Here is a 16,922-nt window from a genome sequence, read left to right as displayed (position 1 = left end):
ACACGATGAACAGCACCACCCAGCCAACTTCCCTGACGCCGCTTTACTGGCTCGCGTTAGGGACATTCGCGGTCGGCACCGAAAGCTTCATGATTGCCGGTCTGTTGCCCGACATTGCCACTGACCTGCATACCAGCATTGTCGCCACGGGCCAGCTCGTCACGGTGTTTGCCTTAGCCTACGCACTCAGCTCGCCGGTTCTGACGGCACTGACCGGCGCGTTCCATCGGCGCACGTTGATGATCCTGTCGCTTTCTGCCTTCACCGTGGCGAACGTCATCGCCTGGGCCGCCCAGAACTATTGGGAATTGATGGCGGCGCGCATCCTGCTCGCCGCGGCTGCCGGTCTTTATGTGCCCGGCGCTAACGCGCTGGCCGGCGCCATTGCCGGCCCGGAGAGGCGTGGTACGGCGCTCGCCATCGTCAACGGTGGTATCACGAGCGCGGTTGCTTTTGGTGTGCCACTGGGCGCGTTCGTCGGTGACCGGCTCGGCTGGCGCATGACCTTTGCGGGCGTCGCCGCCCTGTCCGCTGCGGCTACGGCAGGTTTGCTGCTCGGCCTGCCGCGCAGCATCGGCGCAGGATTGCCGGTTGCCACGCTGCGCGAGCGTATTCAAGTTGCGCGTCAGCCGGTGATCCTGATGACCTTGCTCGTCACCACGCTTTGGGCGATGGGCGCGTACACGGTCTATACGTACCTGGCGCTGTTCGTTGCGAAGACCACGCCGTTGCACGGCGCGCAAATCGGCTACGTGCTGTTCACCTGGGGCGTTGCGGCAGCGATCGGCGTATTCATCGGCGGCAAGGCAGTGGATCGCGTAGGTCCCCGCCGCGTGATCATCCCCTGCCTGAGCGTGTCGATCCTCGCGTTCTCCCTCATGTCGGCGAGCGCGCACTGGCTGCCAGTGACGTTGGCGCTGGTTCCCGTTCTGATCGGCGTCGTGGCTTGGGGCGTTGCTCACTGGTCCTTCTACCCTGCCCAGCAAGCAGGACTGATCAATCTCGCCGGGTTGCGCGGCACGCCGATTGCCCTGTCACTGAACGCTTCGTTCATGTATCTCGGCTTTTCGCTCGGCGCCGCACTCGGCTCCCTGACCCTGAGTTTCACCCCGGTGAACAACCTGGGTTGGACCGCCGCGCTCTGCGAAGTCGCGGCGCTGATCCTGAGCGTCAGCATCGGCAAACACCTGGTTCGGGCGCAAAACGGTGCGGTCACTGCCGCATGAGGTGAAACATGACTATCCCTCGCCCTACTTTCAAAATTGGCGGCGACGCTGAAATCCGCCGGCTCGGCTTTGGCGCAATGCGAATCACCGGCCCGGGCATCTGGGGCGCGCCCACCGATCGTGCCGAAGCCATTCGCGTGCTGCGTCGTCTGCCTGAACTCAAGGTGAATTTCATCGACACGGCGGACGCGTATGGGCCGAACGTTTCGGAGGAATTGATCCGCGAAGCGCTGCATCCGTATGGCGCCGGGATGCTCGTGGCGACCAAGGCGGGATTCGCACGCACAGGTCCGAACCAGTGGACTCCGCACGGCCGGCCTGAGTACCTGATTCAGCAAGCGCACGGTAGCCTGCAACGCCTTGGTATCGAACAGATCGGCCTGTGGCAGTTGCATCGTATCGACCCCGTGGTGCCGCGCGATGAGCAGTTTGGCGCCGTGCGCCACCTGATCGACAGCGGCGTGATCCGTCACGCCGGCCTGAGTGAAGTTTCGGTGGCCGACATCAAAGCCGCATCGAAATATTTCAAGGTGGCGACGGTGCAAAACCGCTTCAACCTCGGTGACCGCGGTAGTGAAGACGCGCTGGATTACTGCACGGCCCACGGCATTGGCTTTATCCCGTGGTTTCCGCTTGCTGCCGGCGAGCTGACCCGCCCCGGCTCGCTACTCGACACCATTGCGCGCAACCATCAGGCGAGCGTCGCGCAGATCGCACTCGCGTGGTTATTGCAGCGCAGTCCGGTGATCCTGCCGATACCGGGAACCTCCCGCGTCGCGCATCTGGAAGAGAACGTGGCGGCCGGCGCGATTACCTTATCCGACCGCGAATTTTGCGAGCTGGATCGCGCCACCTCACAACGGCAGCAGCGCTAGTCCAGCGCTGCGCCAATTGCATTCGATATTCACCAAGGATTGACGATGACCCGACTCTTTTCGCCGCTTCAACTCGGCCCTTACACGTTGAATCACCGCGTGGTGCATGCGCCAACCACGCGCCTTCGCGCCAGCAGCGACGACAGCCCCAGCGAATTGATGCTGGAGTACTACAGCCAACGCGCTTCCGACGGTGGCCTGATCATCACCGAATCGACGCACGTGTCCTACGACAGCCGCGGCTACCTCGGTGCACCCGGCATCTATGAAGACTCACACATCGCGGGCTGGCGAAGAATCGCCGACGCCGTTCATGCGAAGGGCGGCCGCATCTTCATGCAGTTGGGACACGACGGACGCCAGTCGCACGTTGACCTGACAGGTGGCGCGGCGCCGATCGCGCCGTCGGAGGTGCCGTTCGAAGGCGAAGCATTGACGCATAACGGCTGGGTGCCGGTCTCGATGCACCGTGCGATCGATGTCGCCGAAATCCAGACCGTGATCGAGTATTACCGGAAGAGCGCCGAGCGCGCATTGGCTGCCGGCCTCGATGGGGTTGAACTGCACTCGGCGAATGGCTACCTGGCCGATACATTCCTGCAGGACGGCACGAACAAGCGCACGGATGCGTACGGCGGCACCATCGAAAAACGCACGCGCTTCCTGATCGAAGTCGTTACCGCTCTCGTATCGGTGTGGGGAGCGAACCGTGTGGGCGTGCGCTTATCGCCAAGCGGACAGTGGGGTTCAATATCCGACTCCAATCCAGAAGCGACGTTTACCTACGCGGCCGAGCAATTGAACCGGTTTGGCCTCGCCTATCTGCACGTTATCGAGCCGCGCGTCAAAGGCGTCGAAACGCTCGACGAGCATCAGAAGCCCGTGGCGTCCGCTCTGCTGCGCCGCGCTTTCGACGGCCCGATCATTGCCGCCGGCGGCTTCAATGGCGATAGCGCGGAAGAAATTCTGCACAAGGGCGATGCCGACCTGGTCGCATTTGGCCGGCACTTCACTTCGAATCCCGATCTGCCACGTCGTTTGCAGCAGAGGCTCCCGCTTACCCCATATGATCGCGCAGCGTTCTGGGGCGGCACGCACGTCGGCTACACCGACTATCCGTGCTACCAGGATGAGGAAAACACGCGCTCGGCCTGATGGGCACATTGGTCACCGTCGATTCGCCAAGCTAATGATTCGCTTCCTGAGCGTGTTCGAGTGATTGTGACCCACCGTCCCGGTGGGTCATTTCTTATCAGCGAGAACGCCGGATAAAAACTCAGTGAACGATCTGACTTTCTGGGAAGGTATCCGCCCGGCAGGAAAGACCGCGTGGAGTTCAACCGGGGCGAGCGTGAACTTGGGAAGCAACGCGATGAGCTGTCCAGATTCAAGCTCCGTTTTGCACATGAGAACCGACGCCCGCGCGATACCCAGCCCCTCGCGTGCGCACGCGATCAGCGCTTCTGCCGACGTGAACGAGTATCGCGGATCAATTTTGACGGATATTTTTTCAGTGCCCTTCGTGAATTCCCAAGGCAGAATCGGCACGCCGGTGGGGCCGAAAATGCAATCGTGGTGGGCAAGCTCGGCGGGCGTTTTCGGTGCTCCGTGCCGTTCAACATATGACGGCGATGCCATCAACTGTCGCTTTAGTGTCGCGAGTTTCTTTACACCGAAAGCCGAATCCGGCAAGGGCCCGAAACGAATTGCCATGTCGACGCCCTCCGCTATCAGATCATGCATGACGTCCGCAGTGAGAAACTCCACCTTCAACTGCGGGTGACCGTTCAGAAAGTCTCGCAGGTTGGGAAGAATCGTTCGGATACAAAAGGTCCCGGAGACCGCCACGCGCAACGTACCCTTGAGACTACCGCCTCCGCGAGCGGCTTCATCTGCCTCCTCGAGATCCAGCAGCAGCTGCTTCGCTTTCTTCAGATATGCCTGGCCGGCTTCGGTCGGAACGATCTTGCGCGTGGTGCGAAGCAACAGGCGCACACCGAGCCGCGCTTCTAGCTCGGACACAATGCGCGACACCGAGGGCTGCGACAGCCCCATTTCGCGCGCGGCAGCCGAAAAACTGCCGGATTCGGCAGCACGCACGAACAGCCTCAACTCCTGGAAGCGATCATTCATTTGGCAAACGAATAATTGATCTTCGTCGCAGATGGATAGTCACCATATCACGAATAGATCACACTTCATTCATGGAAAACGATGCGCGGAGAAGGTACTCCGGCCATCGGGCAAGCATCGAATTGAAATCAGGAGTTGTGATGGAACTGCTCAAAGGAAAAGTAACGCTGGTAACCGGCGGCACATCAGGAATCGGTCGTGCAAGCGCAATCCTCTTCGGCAAGGAAGGCGCAAAAGTGGCACTGACCGGGCGTCGCGCAGACGAGGGCCATGCCGTCGTTGCGGAGATTGTCGCGGCCGGCGGCGAGGCCGTTTTCGTTCAGGCCGACGTGACGCAGCCGGGAAGTATGACCGGCGTGGTTGACCAGGTCGTGGCGCATTTCGGCCGCCTCGACTGCGCCTTCAATAACGCCGGCGTTTCCGGCGGCGGTCCGCTAGACAAGCTGGATGAAGCGACGTGGGACCGTGTAATCGATACGAACCTCAAGGCGGCATTCTTTGGTCTTCAGGCCCAGGCCGCACAGATGCGCTTACAGGGCAACGGTGGATCGATCGTATTCAACGGTTCGGTACTTGCCAGCATCGCCTATCCCGGGACGACGATCTACAGCGCCAGCAAAGGTGGCGTCGTGGCACTGGCCCGTGCGGCGGCTGTCGAACTGGGTTCACAAGGCATCCGTGTCAACTCCGTCAACCCATCGATCACGAAAACACCCATGACGTCCGCACGGATCGAAGCAAACGCGGACGGTACCGAGTCCCACCCCTTCGCGGCCAATATTCCGCTTGGCAGATTGGCCGAGCCTGATGACATCGCCAAGGCCGCGCTGTTTTTGCTGTCCGACCTGGCTTCCTATGTGAATGGACACGCGCTTATTGTGGACGGCGGTCAAAGCGCCAACTGAGGTCGCAACGCATCGCCATCGAACTGGCACAAACGCCAACGTACTGCCTACTGCAAAAGGATTCGTGATGAACACACTGAACTACTCAACTCAAACTACCGCCCTGATCCTGGTCGACGTGCTGAACGACTTTCTGGCGGAAGACGGCAAGCTCAACGGCATGATCGCGCCGATGCTCGAGGAAACCGCGCTGGTGGAAAATCTCAAGCGGCTTTTGCAAGGCGCGCGTTCCGCAGGGATGAAAATTTTCTTTTCACCGCACGGGGTTGACGAACATAGCTTCGACGACGTCCCTCACGTGCATCCGCGCTTTCAGTTTGGCATCGACAACCAGGTATTCTGGAAAGGAAGCCACGGAGCGGACTTCTTCGCGCCGCTTCGGCCGCAGGCAGGCGAGACGATCATCAGCCAGCATCGCATGTTCGATTCGTTTATTGGCACCGATCTGGAACAGCAGCTTCGCGCTAACGGCATCGAAAAGGTCGTCCTTGCCGGGTTGACCTCCCAAACGTGTGTGGAAGGCACGGGCCGTCATGCTCTGGAGACAGGTTTCCATGTCACCTTCCTCAAGGATGCGGTCGCCGACTTTACCGAACTGGCCCATCGCGCAGCGATTGACGTGTCCTATCCGACCTTTGGCCACGAGGTCCTGACGATCGATGAGTTTTTGAACGCTGTCGTGGCGGTCTGACTGCCATTCGTTAGTGAGACTACCGGATAGCACTTGAGAAAGGATGACGCATGTGCAAAGCCAAAACTGACACCGTGAAGATTGCGATTGTCTATCACAGTGGGTTTGGTCACACCGCCAGACAAGCCGAGGCAGTCAAACGTGGCGTCGAGAAAGTTGCAGGGGCGTCGACGCTATTTCTGACCTCTGAAGAAGCGCAGTCTCGCTGGGATGATCTCACGCAGTCGGACGCCATCATTTTTGGTGCGCCAACCTATATGGGAAGTGCCTCTGCCCAATTCAAAGCGTTTATGGATGCAACGTCCAAGCTTTTTTTCGATGGAGCGTGGAAGGACAAAATCGCTGCCGGTTTCACGAATTCGGCCTCCCGGTCCGGCGACAAACTTGAGACGCTGATCCAGTTCGCTATTCTGGCTGCCCAGCATGGCATGCATTGGGTCAACCTTGGCTTGCCACCTGGCAACAATCACTCCAAGGGTGCCGAGCAGGATCTGAATCGGCTGGGATTCTTTCTTGGCGCCGGCGCCCAGTCAAATGCTGACGAGGGCCCCGAAGCTTCCCCGCCGCAATCGGATCTGCTCACGGCGGAATATCTTGGCGAGCGTGTGGCACAAGTCGCTCTCCAATTCGCCCGGGGACGTGTGGCTGCGGGATAGTTCCAGAGCAGAAGTCGATGTCTTCCGGGCGGATTTTACTGAGGCCACTCAGGACACAAACGGCAACTTGCTATCGCGCGCGGCGGCCAACATGGAGAGCGTGATCTTGCGCACTTCCAGCTTGCTCTGCGTGATATGCGCGCGCAGCAGGATGATCGCTTCGGTCACCCGGTTGCGTTCGATCAGGTTCAGCATGGTGGAGTGCTCATCGTAGGTGGCGCTCGTGCGGTGCGGTTTGAGGAAGTCCAGTCGACGCACGATGCGGATGCGCTCGGTCACTTCGTTATGCACGCGCAGCATCTCCGCGTTGCCGGTCGCCGCGACCAGTTGACGGTGGAAGTTCTCGTCCATGCCGAACATTTTCACTGGGTCGCTCTCGCGCGATTCGGGCTCGACGCACCATATCGCTTTCAGCGCTTCCACGGCCGCATGCGCGACGTCGCCGCCCGCCCCCACGCGTTCGACGGCCGCCACTTCCAGCACGATGCGCAAATCATAGAGCTGATCGAGCTGGTCGAAATTGATCGGCGAAACTTTCCAGCCGCGCCGGAAGCCGACCTCCAGATAGCCCTCGCGTTGCAAACGAAACAGGCCGTCGCGCATCGGTGTGCGCGACACGCCGTAGTGCTGCGCGATGCCGTTTTCGGAAAAACGGTCGCCGGGAAACAGGCGGAAGCTGAAGATATCGTTCTTCAGTTGCTGGTACACCTGCTCGGCGAGCGGATTGGCGGCGGCCGGAATGGCAGGCGTGTCAGGCGCCGCGGGAGTCTCGAGCAGATTCGTCGTATCTTCGTTCATTGATGCCACATCCCCTTTTTTCTTATTATCAGCGTTTCATGGCATGGCGATAAGGCTGACGTGCGCTGCGACGATCTTCCAGCCGTCGGCGGGACCAAGCCTCGCCCACGTCTGCATCTGGCGACCGATCAAAGGCGTCGCGTCGCTGGTGAATTCCGTGCTGACGGTGGCGAAGTCGGTGCCGAAAGTCGTCACCACAGTGCGATGCAGTTTGCGCGACTTCGGCACCGGCTCGCAGCTCTCGCGCCATGCGCGGATCGCTTCGCCGCCATGCTGGATTTCGGCGATGCCGTAGCGGACCGTCTCCGGCGTGTGCCAGAAAAGCGCGTTCATCGCCGCGACGTCGTTGTCGACCAGCGCCCGCTCATATTCGATAAATGCCGCCTGCACTTGGGCTACCACGTCGGGCTGATTCACTTCCATGCCGGGATCGTCTCGTCGAGTTTCGTCAATGAAGCAAGCGGTGCGGTCCAGCCGACAATACCGCCTTGCGAGCGCACCATCTCGAGCGTCGCCTGCTTGAACGCGGGGAAATAGCTGGCGGTTGCGTCTTCGATCAGCAGACTGTCGTAGCCGCGGTCGTTGGCTTCGCGCATCGAGGTCTGCACGCACACTTCGGTGGTCACGCCCGCAAACACGAGACGCGTGATGCCGCGCATCGCGAGATCTTCGCCGAGCCGGGTGGCGTAGAACGCACCCTTGCCGGGTTTGTCGATCACGAGTTCACCGGCAAGCGGCGCGAGCGGCTCGATGATCGCATTGCCGGGCTCACCGCGAATCAGGATGCGCCCCATCGGTCCGGCATCGCCGATGCGGGCATTGGGCGCGCCTCTGAGCCGTTTCGCCGGCGGGCAGTCGGACAGGTCCGCCGCGTGCGATTCACGCGTATGCACCACGAGCCATTGATGCCTGCGCGCGAAGGCCAGCAATGCCGCGACGGTCGGCACGATCTCAGCCAGCAGCGATACGTCGTTACCAAGCGATTCGCCGAAGCCGCCCGGTTCGATGAAATCGCGCTGCATGTCGATCACGACCAGCGCGGTTTTCGTGGGGTCCAAGGTGAAGGGACCCGGTTGGGCGTCGATCGTCAACGGGGTTTGGTGTGTCATCCAATGGCTTCCTTCATTCTTTCTGCGGGTACGGCGGGATGCGCCGGGGCATCGCCGTGCCCCGCCATATGCTGACCGAGCACGGTCCGGTCCGCGCGCGCCGCAGGCGTCTCGAACACGAGTTTGCCCTCCGCGATCACCACGATGCGGTCCGCCAGTTCGAGCAGTTCGTCGAGGTCTTCGCTGACCAGCAACACCGCCGCGCCGGCATCGCGTGCAGCCATCAGACGGGCATGGATATCGGCAACCGACGCGAAATCCAGACCGAACACAGGATTGGCGACGATCAGCACATCCACCGGCTGTCCGAGCTCGCGCGCCAACACCGCGCGCTGCACGTTGCCGCCCGACAGCGTGCCGATGGTTCGTTCGGGTAGCGGTGGACGCACGTTGAACTCGGCGATCAGTTGCGCGGCGCGCTCACGCACCGCGCGCCCGTCGAGCCACCAGCCGCCGCGCCGCAACGGCTCGCGATCGAAGTCGCGCAGCGCGAGGTTCTGCGCCACGCTCATCGCAGCGACGCAGGCGTTCTTTAGCGGCTCCTCGGGAATCGCGAACACGCGCCTTTGGGTCATTTCTTCGCGCGTTGCATGGTAGGCCTTGCCCGCCACCTCCATGTCGCCGGCTTTCACGCGACGTTGACCGACCAGCGCTTCCACCAACTCCTTTTGTCCATTGCCAGAAACGCCCGCAAGCCCGAGGATTTCGCCCGCGCGCACGGACAGCGTCGCGTGCTTGACTGCGGTGTGGCCGCGATCGTCTTCCACTGATACGTCGCGTAGTGCGAGACGCACTTGCGCAGTGTCGTCGACGGGTTTGCGTGGCAGGCGTTCCACGGTCACCACGGCCATCACCGGCGCCTCGTCCTTCAAGGGCACTTCGTTCGGCGCGTGGCTAGCGACGGTGCCCATCATCCACGCTGCGAGTTCGTCGCGGCTGGTGTTGGCAACCGCGCTCGTGCCGACTTGCCTGCCCTTGCGCAACACGGTGACGTCGTCCGCATAGGCCATCACTTCGCGGAACTTGTGCGTGATCATCAACACCGTCAGCTCGCCGCGTGAGGTCAGATCGCGCATCAGGCCGAGCACTTCGTCCGCTTCTTGTGGTGTCAGCACAGAGGTGGGTTCGTCGAGAATCAGGAAGCGCTGCTGCAAATAAAGCTGCTTCAGGATCTCGAGCTTCTGCTTTTCACCGGCAGCGAGCATGGCCACCGGCGCGTCGAGCGGCAAGCGGAACGGCATGCGCTGCATGAACGCGGTAAGCGCGGCGCGCTCGCCCTTCCAGTCGATTTTCCACGGCATCCGCCCGCGTGCGAGCAACAGGTTTTCTTCGACCGAAAGGCCGGACGCTAATGTGAAATGCTGATACACCATGCCGATGCCGAGCGCCTGTGCATCACGCGGCGACGCGATGTGGACTTCACGATCGTCGGCGACGATCTGTCCGTCGTCGAGCACGCCATAACCGACCAGTCCCTTCACGAGCGTGCTCTTGCCCGCGCCGTTCTCGCCGAGCAGCGCGTGCATCGTGCCGGCTTTGACCTTGATCGATACGCCATCCAATGCGCGAAACGCGCCGAACGATTTGCTTGCGTTCAGCACTTCCACACCCAATGCCTTCGGCGCCGTGGTCATGATTTATCTGCCCGAAGTGGCAAGCGCCGCTGCTGGCGCAGCCGTCTTGGCCAGTAGCGTAGCCAGCAGCGCGTGCGAATCCGACACCGTGCCGAACACGCCGCCTTGCATGGTGATCATGTGCAGCGCGGCGTCGTGATTGCCCTTGTCGGTCGCGCCGCAACAATCGGCCAGCACCGTGCATTCGAAACCGCGATCGTTGGCCTCGCGCATCGTCGTGTGGACGCAGACGTCGGTGGTGATACCGGTCAACACCAGATTGATGATGCCGCGCGTTCGCAGGATCAGTTCGAGATCCGTCGCGCAGAAGGAGCCCTTGCCGGGTTTGTCGATGATGATTTCACCTGGCAGCGGCTTCAGTTCGTCGATGATTTCCCAGCCCGGTTCGCCGCGTACGAGAATCTTGCCGCAGGGGCCGTCGTCGCCGATGCCTACGCCGTCGGTGCCCGCGCGGCGGCTGCGCCAGCGTTTGTTCGCGGGCAGATCGGAGAGGTCCGGGCGATGCCCTTCACGCGTGTGAATGATCGTGAAGCCCAGTTCGCGCATCGGCTTCAGCACGCTTTTGATCGGCTCGATCGGCGCGCGCGTCAGCGACAGGTCGTAGCCCATTTTGTCGACATAGCCGCCGTGGCCGCAGAAATCCGTCTGCATGTCGATGATCACGAGCGCCGTGTTCTCCGGTCGCAGGTCGCCATCGTAGGGCCACGGGTACGGTTTCGCTTCGATGAATCGGTTCATGGCGGTGAGATCCTTGTTAGGTCCTGACGGGGTCGTTGAAGGCACGCATGGCAGGGCAAAATCAGTGGAGCAAGCTCAGCGAGTCAGGCTCAACTCGCCCGGCGCGCCAGCCAGCGTGCGATCCGGACGGCAATTGACGATCATGATCGCGAGCGTCAGCACATACGGCGCCGCGTTGTAGAGGTAATAGCCGCTCGTCACGCCGATCGCCTGCAACGCCGGCCCGAGCGCGCCGGCCGCACCGAACAGCAACGCGGCCCATAGGCAGCGCAAGGGCTGCCAGCGCGCGAAGATCACCAGCGCGACCGCCATCAGTCCTTGTCCGCTGGAGAGCCCTTCGTTCCAGCTCCCCGGATAAACCAGCGAAAGATACGCACCGCCGATACCCGCGAACACGCCGCCCACCGCCGTCGCGGCGATGCGCACGCGCGTGAGCGGATAGCCCATGGCGCGCGCCGTCTCGGCATGATCGCCGACGAGCCGCAGCACCATCCCCCAACGGGTATTGCGCAAGCCCCATTGCAGAACGAAGGACAACACCACGCCGATCACGAACAGCAGGTTGATATGCAGCGCGTTATGCAATTGGGGCGACGAGGTCCACGTGCCGAGGTCGATGAACGGCAGCATCGGCGCCTGCGGTTCGATGAAGGGCTTGCCGAGATAGAACGCGAGCCCGGTGCCGAGCAGCATCAACGCGATGCCGAACGCAATGTCCGACACGCGCGGCAACGAGCACACGAGGCCATGCAGGCAGCCGAGCAGCAAGCCGACGAAACCGGCCGCAAGCACACCGGCCCACGGCGAACCAGTCAGAAAAGCACCGGCATAGCCGCTCATCGCGCCTGACACGAGGATGCCTTCGAGGCCGAGATTCACGCGCCCGCCCTTCTCGGTCAGACACTCGCCGAGACTGACGAACAGATAAGGCGTGCTGACGCGGATCGCACCGGCGAACAGCGACAGCAACAGGATCACGATGGGCGAGTGCATATCAGGCATGGGTCTGCTCCAGTTGCACGGGAAGGTCGGCCTGCGCGGCGGCCTGCAATTTGACGCGCCATGCAGCGATGCGCCCGCCAAGCGCTTCCCACGCGAGCAGGTTAGCGAACAGCAGACCTTGCAAGACGAGCGTAGTGGCGTCGGGGAGATCGAGTCGACGTTGCAGCAGAGAACCGCTCGCCTCGATGCCGCCGATCATCAGCGCGCAGGCGATGATCGCGAGCGGATTCTGCCGTGCGGCGAACGCCACGAGGATGCCCGCGTAGCCATAACCTGCGAGCAAGGACGCATTTGCGCTGCCCTGCACCGCCGCCACTTCGAACATGCCGCCGAGTCCCGCCGCTGCACCGCCCAATATGCACGCGGCAAGCGCCAGCAGATTGACCGGCAAGCCGACCAGACGTGCCGCGCGATGACTGCCGCCCACCACGCGCATCGCAAAGCCCTTGGTGCTGAACTTCACGAACACCCACGCCGCGATGCAGGCGACGACGCCCCAGAACAGTCCCCAGTGCGTGTCGAGTCCGGGGATCGAGCCGATCATCATCGCGTCGGGCACCGGATAGGTGGACGGCTTATTCAGGCTTGCGGGGTCTCGCAACGGCCCTTCCACCAGATGTTTGAAAAGCGCGATCGCGATATACGACATCAACAGGCTGCTGATCGTCTCGTTGACGCCACGCCACTGCCGCAATGCGCCCACCGCGCCGATCCAGAACCCGCCGGCCAGCATGCCCGCCACCGCCATCAACGGCGTGGCGACCAGCCACGGCGTGCCGTGCGGCAGCATCTGCGGGACGATTGCCGCGCACATGCCACCGAGTGCGAGTGCGCCCTCGCCGCCGATCACGATCAGTCCGACCTGGGCGGGCAGCGCGACGCACAGCGCAGTCAACATCAACGGTGACGCGCGCAGCAAGGTGCTCTGCCACGCGAACGACGAGCCGAAAGCGCCTTCAAAAATCAGTCCGATCGCATCGAGCGCCGGCTGCCCCTGCACCAGCAGGAACAACGAGAACAGCAGCAGCGTGCCGAGCACCGCCAACGCGGTCGGCAGCGCGGGCAAGAGCGACAGCATCACTCTCGCGGTAGGGGCATTGGGGCGCATCACGGCTCCTTCGCTCATGCAAACTCACGCACACTCACATAATCACGCAGGCTAGGTTCAGATCTGGCCGACGACGCCTGCCACCAGATAGTTCATGCTTTCGAGCGTGTAATCGGTCTGTATGTGGCTCGCACCGGAGGCGATCGCCGTGCCGCCTTTGTTGTCCTTCATCGGCCCTTTGAAGATCACGAAATTGCCGGCCACCATGCTGCCTTTGATCGAGTCGGCGTTCTGCTTCGCCTGCGCGGTGACTTTCGCGCCGTACGGCGACATCTTCACGAAGCCCTCTTTCAAACCGCCGCGCAACACATTCGGTTGCGGCGTGCCGGCCTGTGCACCCGTGACAAGTTGCTTGTACGGCGTCGCCCAGTCCCATTCCGCGCCGGTCAGATAGCCTTTCGGCGCGAGCGCCGCCTGGCTCGCGTGGTAGCCGCAACTCATCGCGCCGCGCTTTTCCGCCGTTTCGACGACGACCTTCGGACCGTCGACGTGACAGGTCAGCACATCGCAACCCTGATCGATGAGACTGTTGGTGGCTTCCGCCTCCTTCACCGGCATCGACCAGTCGCCCGTGAAAATCACCTGCGTGGTGATCGAAGGATCGACGGACTGCGCGCCGAGCGTGAACGAGTTGATGTTGCGCAGCACCTGCGGAATCGGTTTGGCGGCGACGAAGCCGAGCTTCTTGCTCTTCGTCATGTGGCCCGCGACCACGCCGTTCAGGTACTGACATTCGTCGATATAACCGAAGTAGCTGGTGATATTCGACGGGTTGCCCTGCTTCCACAAACCGCCGCAATGCGCGAATCGCACCTTCGGATATTTGGCCGCCATCTTCAGCACGTGCGGATCGAAGTAACCGAACGAGGTCGCGAAAATCAGCGTGGCGCCGTCCTGTTCGATCATCGCTTCCATGGTTTTCTGCACGGCGATGGTTTCAGGCACGTTCTCCTCTTCCACCACCTTCACGTCAGGCATCTTCTTGATGACGGCAGCAGCGGTTGCCTGAGCCTGGTTGTACCCGTAGTCGCTGCGTGCACCGACGTAGATCACGCCGACCGTCGTCTTCGGCGCGGCAAACACCGATTGAATCGGCAGGATATTGCCGAGCGTCAACAGGCTGGCGCTCTTGATGAACTTGCGGCGACTGGTCATGGTGTCCAATTCCTGGTTGGGGGTGAAGAGCGTTGGCCCTCAGTTGACGTTCAGGCTGTCGAGATAAGCGAGCCAGCCGCCAAACGAGGTGATGTCTAGTGCGCCACTACCGTTACTGACTGCCGACGGCTCGCAGATGAAGCCCTTCACCGTGAGGCCGTTGGCGAGTTGCACGGAGCCGACACCGAGCGGTGCGGGCACGTCGGCAACAAATTTGCCGAAGCTGCGCAGCGGCATTTCCCAGACTTCCACGGCGACGGGTGCGCCTTGCTGGTCGGTAACGCGCACGAGGCCTGGTTTCGGCGGCTGGGTGTTCGCAAGCGCGTAAAGCGCGTAGCCGGTGGCGGTTTGCGTCGCCGTGACAAAACGCGCGCCGGCTTCCTGAAGCTGCCAGTTCAGCGGCTGGCCACGCAGATGTGCACCGACCACGGCAAGCGCGACCGTCGGCTCCTGAAACGGCAATGGCGCGATCGTGTTTGCCGCGGCCGCGGGTTTCTTTTCAGTCACCATCCCGGCCACGTCCGCAGCCTCATTCCCGAACAGCGCATGGATCCGCGCGCCCAACTCGGCGAGCCGCCGGTCCGCGCCGCTCGGCGCGATCAGTGTGACGCCCGCTGGCAAGCCGTCGTGGCGACGCTGACATGGCACGGCCAACGCGCACAGGTCGAGCAGGTTGACGAAGTTCGTGTAGTAGCCAAGCTGGCTGTTCAACTCGACAGGATTGGCCTGCACGTCGGTGATCAACGGATGCGTCGGCGTGGTCGGCACGATCAGGATGTCGATCGTCTCGAAGAGCTGCTCGGCGTGCCGCTTCAGATCGGCGAGCGCGTACTGGCCGTTGAAGGCGTCAGCGGCACTGTAGCGATCCGCTTTGCCGATCACCGTAGCGACGACCGGATGGACCGCTTCGTGATGCGTCTCGAAGAATGAACCGAGCGCGGCGCGCCTTTCCGCCACCCAGGGGCCGTCGTAGAGCAGCGCGGAGACCTGCTTGAGCGGCTTGAAGTCGATCGGCGTGGGCGCGAGATGCAGATGGGTAGAGAGCGTATCGAGTGCGGCCGAGAAGGCCTGATTCGCCGCTGCGTCACCATAGAACTCGAGATGATCCGGCACGCCGATCCGCGGCGCGCCACGCAGGAGACCGAGCCCTGGGACCTTGCGCGAGTAGCCGTCGAGCGGATCGAAACACGCGATTTCATTGAACACGCGCCACGCATCGTCGACGTCGTGCGCGAACACCGAGATCGTGTCGAGGCTGCGGCACGCCGGCACGACACCGCGCTTGCTGACGAGTCCAAGCGACGGCTTCAGGCCGACCAACCCGTTGAATCCAGCCGGCACGCGCCCTGAGCCGGCCGTGTCGGTGCCGAGCGAAAAGGCCACGCAACCCGCGGCTACCGCAACCGCCGAGCCTGAACTCGACCCGCCCGACACACGCTCTGGAAACTCGGTGTTCCGCACCGCGCCGTAAGGCGAACGCGTGCCGACGAGGCCGGTTGCGAACTGGTCGAGATTGGTCTTGCCGATCAGGATCGCGCCGGCGTCGATGAGGCGCTGCACGGCGAATGCGGAGGTGTCCGGCGTATAGCTGAAAGGCTCGCACGCGGCGGTGGTCGGCAAGCCGGCAACGTCGATATTGTCTTTGACCGCGAACGGCACGCCAAAGAGCGGCATCCGTTCGAACACGGCACTGCCCTGCGCTTCGTAAAGCGCTTCGAGCGCGTGGGCGCGGGCCTCCAGGTCTGCAGCAGGCACACGCAGGATCCAGACTTCCGGCCGGTCGATTTCGGCGATACGAGCAAGCGCCGACGCCACGACTTCAGTGGGCGTAAGACGTTTGGCGGCATAAGCCGAGAGGAGACTACGGACCTTCAGGGGCGACGAAATTGGCACTGGTTTTTCCTTGAGTTCAATCTTGAATACAAGTTTGAACTCAAATTAGCAGGAGCTATGCCAGGTGACTTTCAGGTTAGCCCGAACATGCTGTTAGCCTTACCAGGTTTGGTTTCGCGCCGATTTCCCGGCGGCGAAGACGGTCCGCGTTGCCGCCTTTCGATCAATGCGTCATGGTGCAGCGCTCCCCAACTCGGGGCTCCTGCGCCCTGCATTCGAGCCTGGCGCTTACGACGCGCCGGCGGAGACAAACGCGCGCACCATCTCATGTGCCTGCGCCTTGTGATCTTCCTGCCACTGCGTGGCGAGCATGTCGGTGTTGAAAATCCGCGACAACGTAAAAGCGTTCGACTTGTGAAACGAACACAGACTCACCAGAGCGACATACAGATGAAGCGGGTCCATGTCCTTGCGCAACGAGCCGTCGTCTTCGCCACGCGCGATCACCGTGCGCAGCAGGCTCAACACCGGCGATGACATTTCCGGAATCGCGCTCGAGCGCTTCATCACCCGGGCGCGGTTCAGATTCTCGAACGACAGAAGCTTCGACAGTTCAGGATGGGCCGCGAAGTGCCCCTCGATGAAATCGTAAAGCTGCACGATGGCCGTGACCGGCTCGATCTGGTCGACATCGAGCTTGAGTTTGAGTTCGGCTTCCCGCAGGCGCCCCAGCACGAACTCGAGCACTTCCAGATAAAGCGCCTCCTTGCCGCCGAAGTAGTGGTAAATCATCCGGATGTTGACCTTCGAGCGGCTCGCAATCGTCTCCACGCGCGCGCCGCTTAGCCCCTTGTCTGAAAACTCGGCGATCGCAATCTTGAAGATGCGTTGACGGGTCGCCGCAGCAAGCTTCTGACGCTGGGTTGTGGGCGCGGTCGACGCAGCGGAGGTCGATCGGGCGGAAGCACGTTTCATATCGATGGAAAGCCTGGCGGTGGCGGGGTTGTGTCAAATGGATGCGTCAGGGTTGCGTGACTTCACGGGATTGTAAGCGCGGCC

General features: G+C 62.1%; 17 protein-coding genes. 6 read left to right on the top strand and 11 right to left on the bottom strand.

Annotation, left to right across the window (positions count from 1 at the left end):
• Nucleotides 1-5: 5 nt before the first annotated feature.
• From KHO30_RS32620 to KHO30_RS32610, 3 genes are read left to right on the top strand one after another with little or no spacing between them, the layout of a single operon-like run.
• Entirely contained in the window at nucleotides 6-1,226 is a 1,221-nt protein-coding gene (locus KHO30_RS32620; protein WP_211703400.1) for an MFS transporter, read from the top strand.
• Between the two features lie 8 nt (nucleotides 1,227-1,234).
• On the top strand, nucleotides 1,235-2,101 hold the full coding sequence (locus tag KHO30_RS32615; RefSeq protein WP_211703399.1) for an aldo/keto reductase: 867 nt from the start codon (nucleotides 1,235-1,237) through the stop codon (nucleotides 2,099-2,101).
• Nucleotides 2,102-2,146: 45 nt separating this feature from the next.
• A complete protein-coding gene (locus tag KHO30_RS32610; protein ID WP_211703398.1) occupies nucleotides 2,147-3,256 on the top strand; it encodes an alkene reductase in 1,110 nt (369 codons plus the stop codon).
• An 87-nt stretch (nucleotides 3,257-3,343) separates the two neighbouring features.
• Here the strand turns inward: KHO30_RS32610 and KHO30_RS32605 are convergent, their stop codons facing one another.
• Nucleotides 3,344-4,234: a LysR family transcriptional regulator gene (locus KHO30_RS32605; protein WP_211703397.1), complete on the bottom strand. Its 891-nt coding sequence runs from the start codon at nucleotides 4,232-4,234 to the stop codon at nucleotides 3,344-3,346.
• Nucleotides 4,235-4,374: 140 nt separating this feature from the next.
• Between KHO30_RS32605 and KHO30_RS32600 the strand changes: the two genes are divergently transcribed.
• From KHO30_RS32600 to KHO30_RS32590, 3 genes are all read left to right on the top strand, one after another.
• Nucleotides 4,375-5,139 carry an SDR family NAD(P)-dependent oxidoreductase gene (locus tag KHO30_RS32600; RefSeq protein WP_211703396.1) on the top strand — a complete coding sequence of 255 codons (765 nt, stop codon included), beginning with the start codon at nucleotides 4,375-4,377 and terminating at the stop codon, nucleotides 5,137-5,139.
• Between the two features lie 67 nt (nucleotides 5,140-5,206).
• The gene (locus KHO30_RS32595) at nucleotides 5,207-5,830 is read left to right on the top strand and encodes a cysteine hydrolase family protein (protein WP_211703395.1); all 624 of its coding nucleotides are present in this window, start codon (nucleotides 5,207-5,209) and stop codon (nucleotides 5,828-5,830) included.
• Nucleotides 5,831-5,880: 50 nt separating this feature from the next.
• Nucleotides 5,881-6,486: a flavodoxin family protein gene (locus KHO30_RS32590; RefSeq protein ID WP_211703394.1), complete on the top strand. Its 606-nt coding sequence runs from the start codon at nucleotides 5,881-5,883 to the stop codon at nucleotides 6,484-6,486.
• A 48-nt stretch (nucleotides 6,487-6,534) separates the two neighbouring features.
• On the opposite strand, the gene KHO30_RS32585 is transcribed toward KHO30_RS32590, so the two are convergent.
• From KHO30_RS32585 to KHO30_RS32540, 10 genes are all read right to left on the bottom strand, one after another.
• Complete coding sequence (locus KHO30_RS32585) at nucleotides 6,535-7,284, bottom strand: GntR family transcriptional regulator (RefSeq protein ID WP_200573427.1); 750 nt, start codon at nucleotides 7,282-7,284, stop codon at nucleotides 6,535-6,537.
• Nucleotides 7,285-7,320: 36 nt separating this feature from the next.
• Complete coding sequence (hpxZ, locus tag KHO30_RS32580) at nucleotides 7,321-7,707, bottom strand: oxalurate catabolism protein HpxZ (RefSeq protein ID WP_200658385.1); 387 nt, start codon at nucleotides 7,705-7,707, stop codon at nucleotides 7,321-7,323.
• Complete coding sequence (locus tag KHO30_RS32575; protein WP_211703393.1) at nucleotides 7,698-8,393, bottom strand: cysteine hydrolase family protein; 696 nt, start codon at nucleotides 8,391-8,393, stop codon at nucleotides 7,698-7,700. Before KHO30_RS32575 ends, hpxZ begins: the two co-directional genes overlap by 10 nt.
• The gene (locus KHO30_RS32570; protein WP_211703392.1) at nucleotides 8,390-10,027 is read right to left on the bottom strand and encodes an ABC transporter ATP-binding protein; all 1,638 of its coding nucleotides are present in this window, start codon (nucleotides 10,025-10,027) and stop codon (nucleotides 8,390-8,392) included. Before KHO30_RS32570 ends, KHO30_RS32575 begins: the two co-directional genes overlap by 4 nt.
• A gap of 3 nt (nucleotides 10,028-10,030) precedes the next feature.
• A complete protein-coding gene (biuH, locus tag KHO30_RS32565; protein ID WP_211703391.1) occupies nucleotides 10,031-10,765 on the bottom strand; it encodes a biuret amidohydrolase in 735 nt (244 codons plus the stop codon).
• 75 nt (nucleotides 10,766-10,840) lie between these two features.
• The gene (locus KHO30_RS32560) at nucleotides 10,841-11,767 is read right to left on the bottom strand and encodes an ABC transporter permease (protein WP_171928398.1); all 927 of its coding nucleotides are present in this window, start codon (nucleotides 11,765-11,767) and stop codon (nucleotides 10,841-10,843) included.
• Entirely contained in the window at nucleotides 11,760-12,875 is a 1,116-nt protein-coding gene (locus tag KHO30_RS32555) for an ABC transporter permease (RefSeq protein ID WP_211703467.1), read from the bottom strand. Before KHO30_RS32555 ends, KHO30_RS32560 begins: the two co-directional genes overlap by 8 nt.
• Before the next feature lie 57 nt (nucleotides 12,876-12,932).
• A complete protein-coding gene (locus tag KHO30_RS32550; protein WP_200620312.1) occupies nucleotides 12,933-14,030 on the bottom strand; it encodes a BMP family ABC transporter substrate-binding protein in 1,098 nt (365 codons plus the stop codon).
• A gap of 39 nt (nucleotides 14,031-14,069) precedes the next feature.
• On the bottom strand, nucleotides 14,070-15,923 hold the full coding sequence (gene atzF, locus KHO30_RS32545) for an allophanate hydrolase (protein ID WP_211703390.1): 1,854 nt from the start codon (nucleotides 15,921-15,923) through the stop codon (nucleotides 14,070-14,072).
• A gap of 228 nt (nucleotides 15,924-16,151) precedes the next feature.
• Nucleotides 16,152-16,838, bottom strand: coding sequence for a TetR/AcrR family transcriptional regulator (locus KHO30_RS32540; RefSeq protein WP_093645948.1), 687 nt, complete (start codon nucleotides 16,836-16,838; stop codon nucleotides 16,152-16,154).
• Nucleotides 16,839-16,922: the final 84 nt, after the last annotated feature.

Source organism: Paraburkholderia aspalathi, from assembly GCF_905220735.1.
GTDB lineage: Bacteria > Pseudomonadota > Gammaproteobacteria > Burkholderiales > Burkholderiaceae > Paraburkholderia > Paraburkholderia aspalathi.
Note: the sequence above shows the minus strand (reverse complement) of the source record. Positions and strands in the feature narration are given on the sequence as shown.

Bases quoted from the DNA above. Each gene is read 5' to 3' on its own strand.
- KHO30_RS32620 (WP_211703400.1), top strand. From the start codon at position 6: ATGAACAGCACCACCCAGCCAACTTCCCTGACGCCGCTTTACTGGCTC.
- KHO30_RS32615 (WP_211703399.1), top strand. From the start codon at position 1,235: ATGACTATCCCTCGCCCTACTTTCAAAATTGGCGGCGACGCTGAAATC.
- KHO30_RS32610 (WP_211703398.1), top strand. From the start codon at position 2,147: ATGACCCGACTCTTTTCGCCGCTTCAACTCGGCCCTTACACGTTGAAT.
- KHO30_RS32605 (WP_211703397.1), bottom strand. From the start codon at position 4,234: ATGAATGATCGCTTCCAGGAGTTGAGGCTGTTCGTGCGTGCTGCCGAA.
- KHO30_RS32600 (WP_211703396.1), top strand. From the start codon at position 4,375: ATGGAACTGCTCAAAGGAAAAGTAACGCTGGTAACCGGCGGCACATCA.
- KHO30_RS32595 (WP_211703395.1), top strand. From the start codon at position 5,207: ATGAACACACTGAACTACTCAACTCAAACTACCGCCCTGATCCTGGTC.
- KHO30_RS32590 (WP_211703394.1), top strand. From the start codon at position 5,881: ATGTGCAAAGCCAAAACTGACACCGTGAAGATTGCGATTGTCTATCAC.
- KHO30_RS32585 (WP_200573427.1), bottom strand. From the start codon at position 7,284: ATGAACGAAGATACGACGAATCTGCTCGAGACTCCCGCGGCGCCTGAC.
- hpxZ (WP_200658385.1), bottom strand. From the start codon at position 7,707: ATGGAAGTGAATCAGCCCGACGTGGTAGCCCAAGTGCAGGCGGCATTT.
- KHO30_RS32575 (WP_211703393.1), bottom strand. From the start codon at position 8,393: ATGACACACCAAACCCCGTTGACGATCGACGCCCAACCGGGTCCCTTC.
- KHO30_RS32570 (WP_211703392.1), bottom strand. From the start codon at position 10,027: ATGACCACGGCGCCGAAGGCATTGGGTGTGGAAGTGCTGAACGCAAGC.
- biuH (WP_211703391.1), bottom strand. From the start codon at position 10,765: ATGAACCGATTCATCGAAGCGAAACCGTACCCGTGGCCCTACGATGGC.
- KHO30_RS32560 (WP_171928398.1), bottom strand. From the start codon at position 11,767: ATGCCTGATATGCACTCGCCCATCGTGATCCTGTTGCTGTCGCTGTTC.
- KHO30_RS32555 (WP_211703467.1), bottom strand. From the start codon at position 12,875: ATGCGCCCCAATGCCCCTACCGCGAGAGTGATGCTGTCGCTCTTGCCC.
- KHO30_RS32550 (WP_200620312.1), bottom strand. From the start codon at position 14,030: ATGACCAGTCGCCGCAAGTTCATCAAGAGCGCCAGCCTGTTGACGCTC.
- KHO30_RS32540 (WP_093645948.1), bottom strand. From the start codon at position 16,838: ATGAAACGTGCTTCCGCCCGATCGACCTCCGCTGCGTCGACCGCGCCC.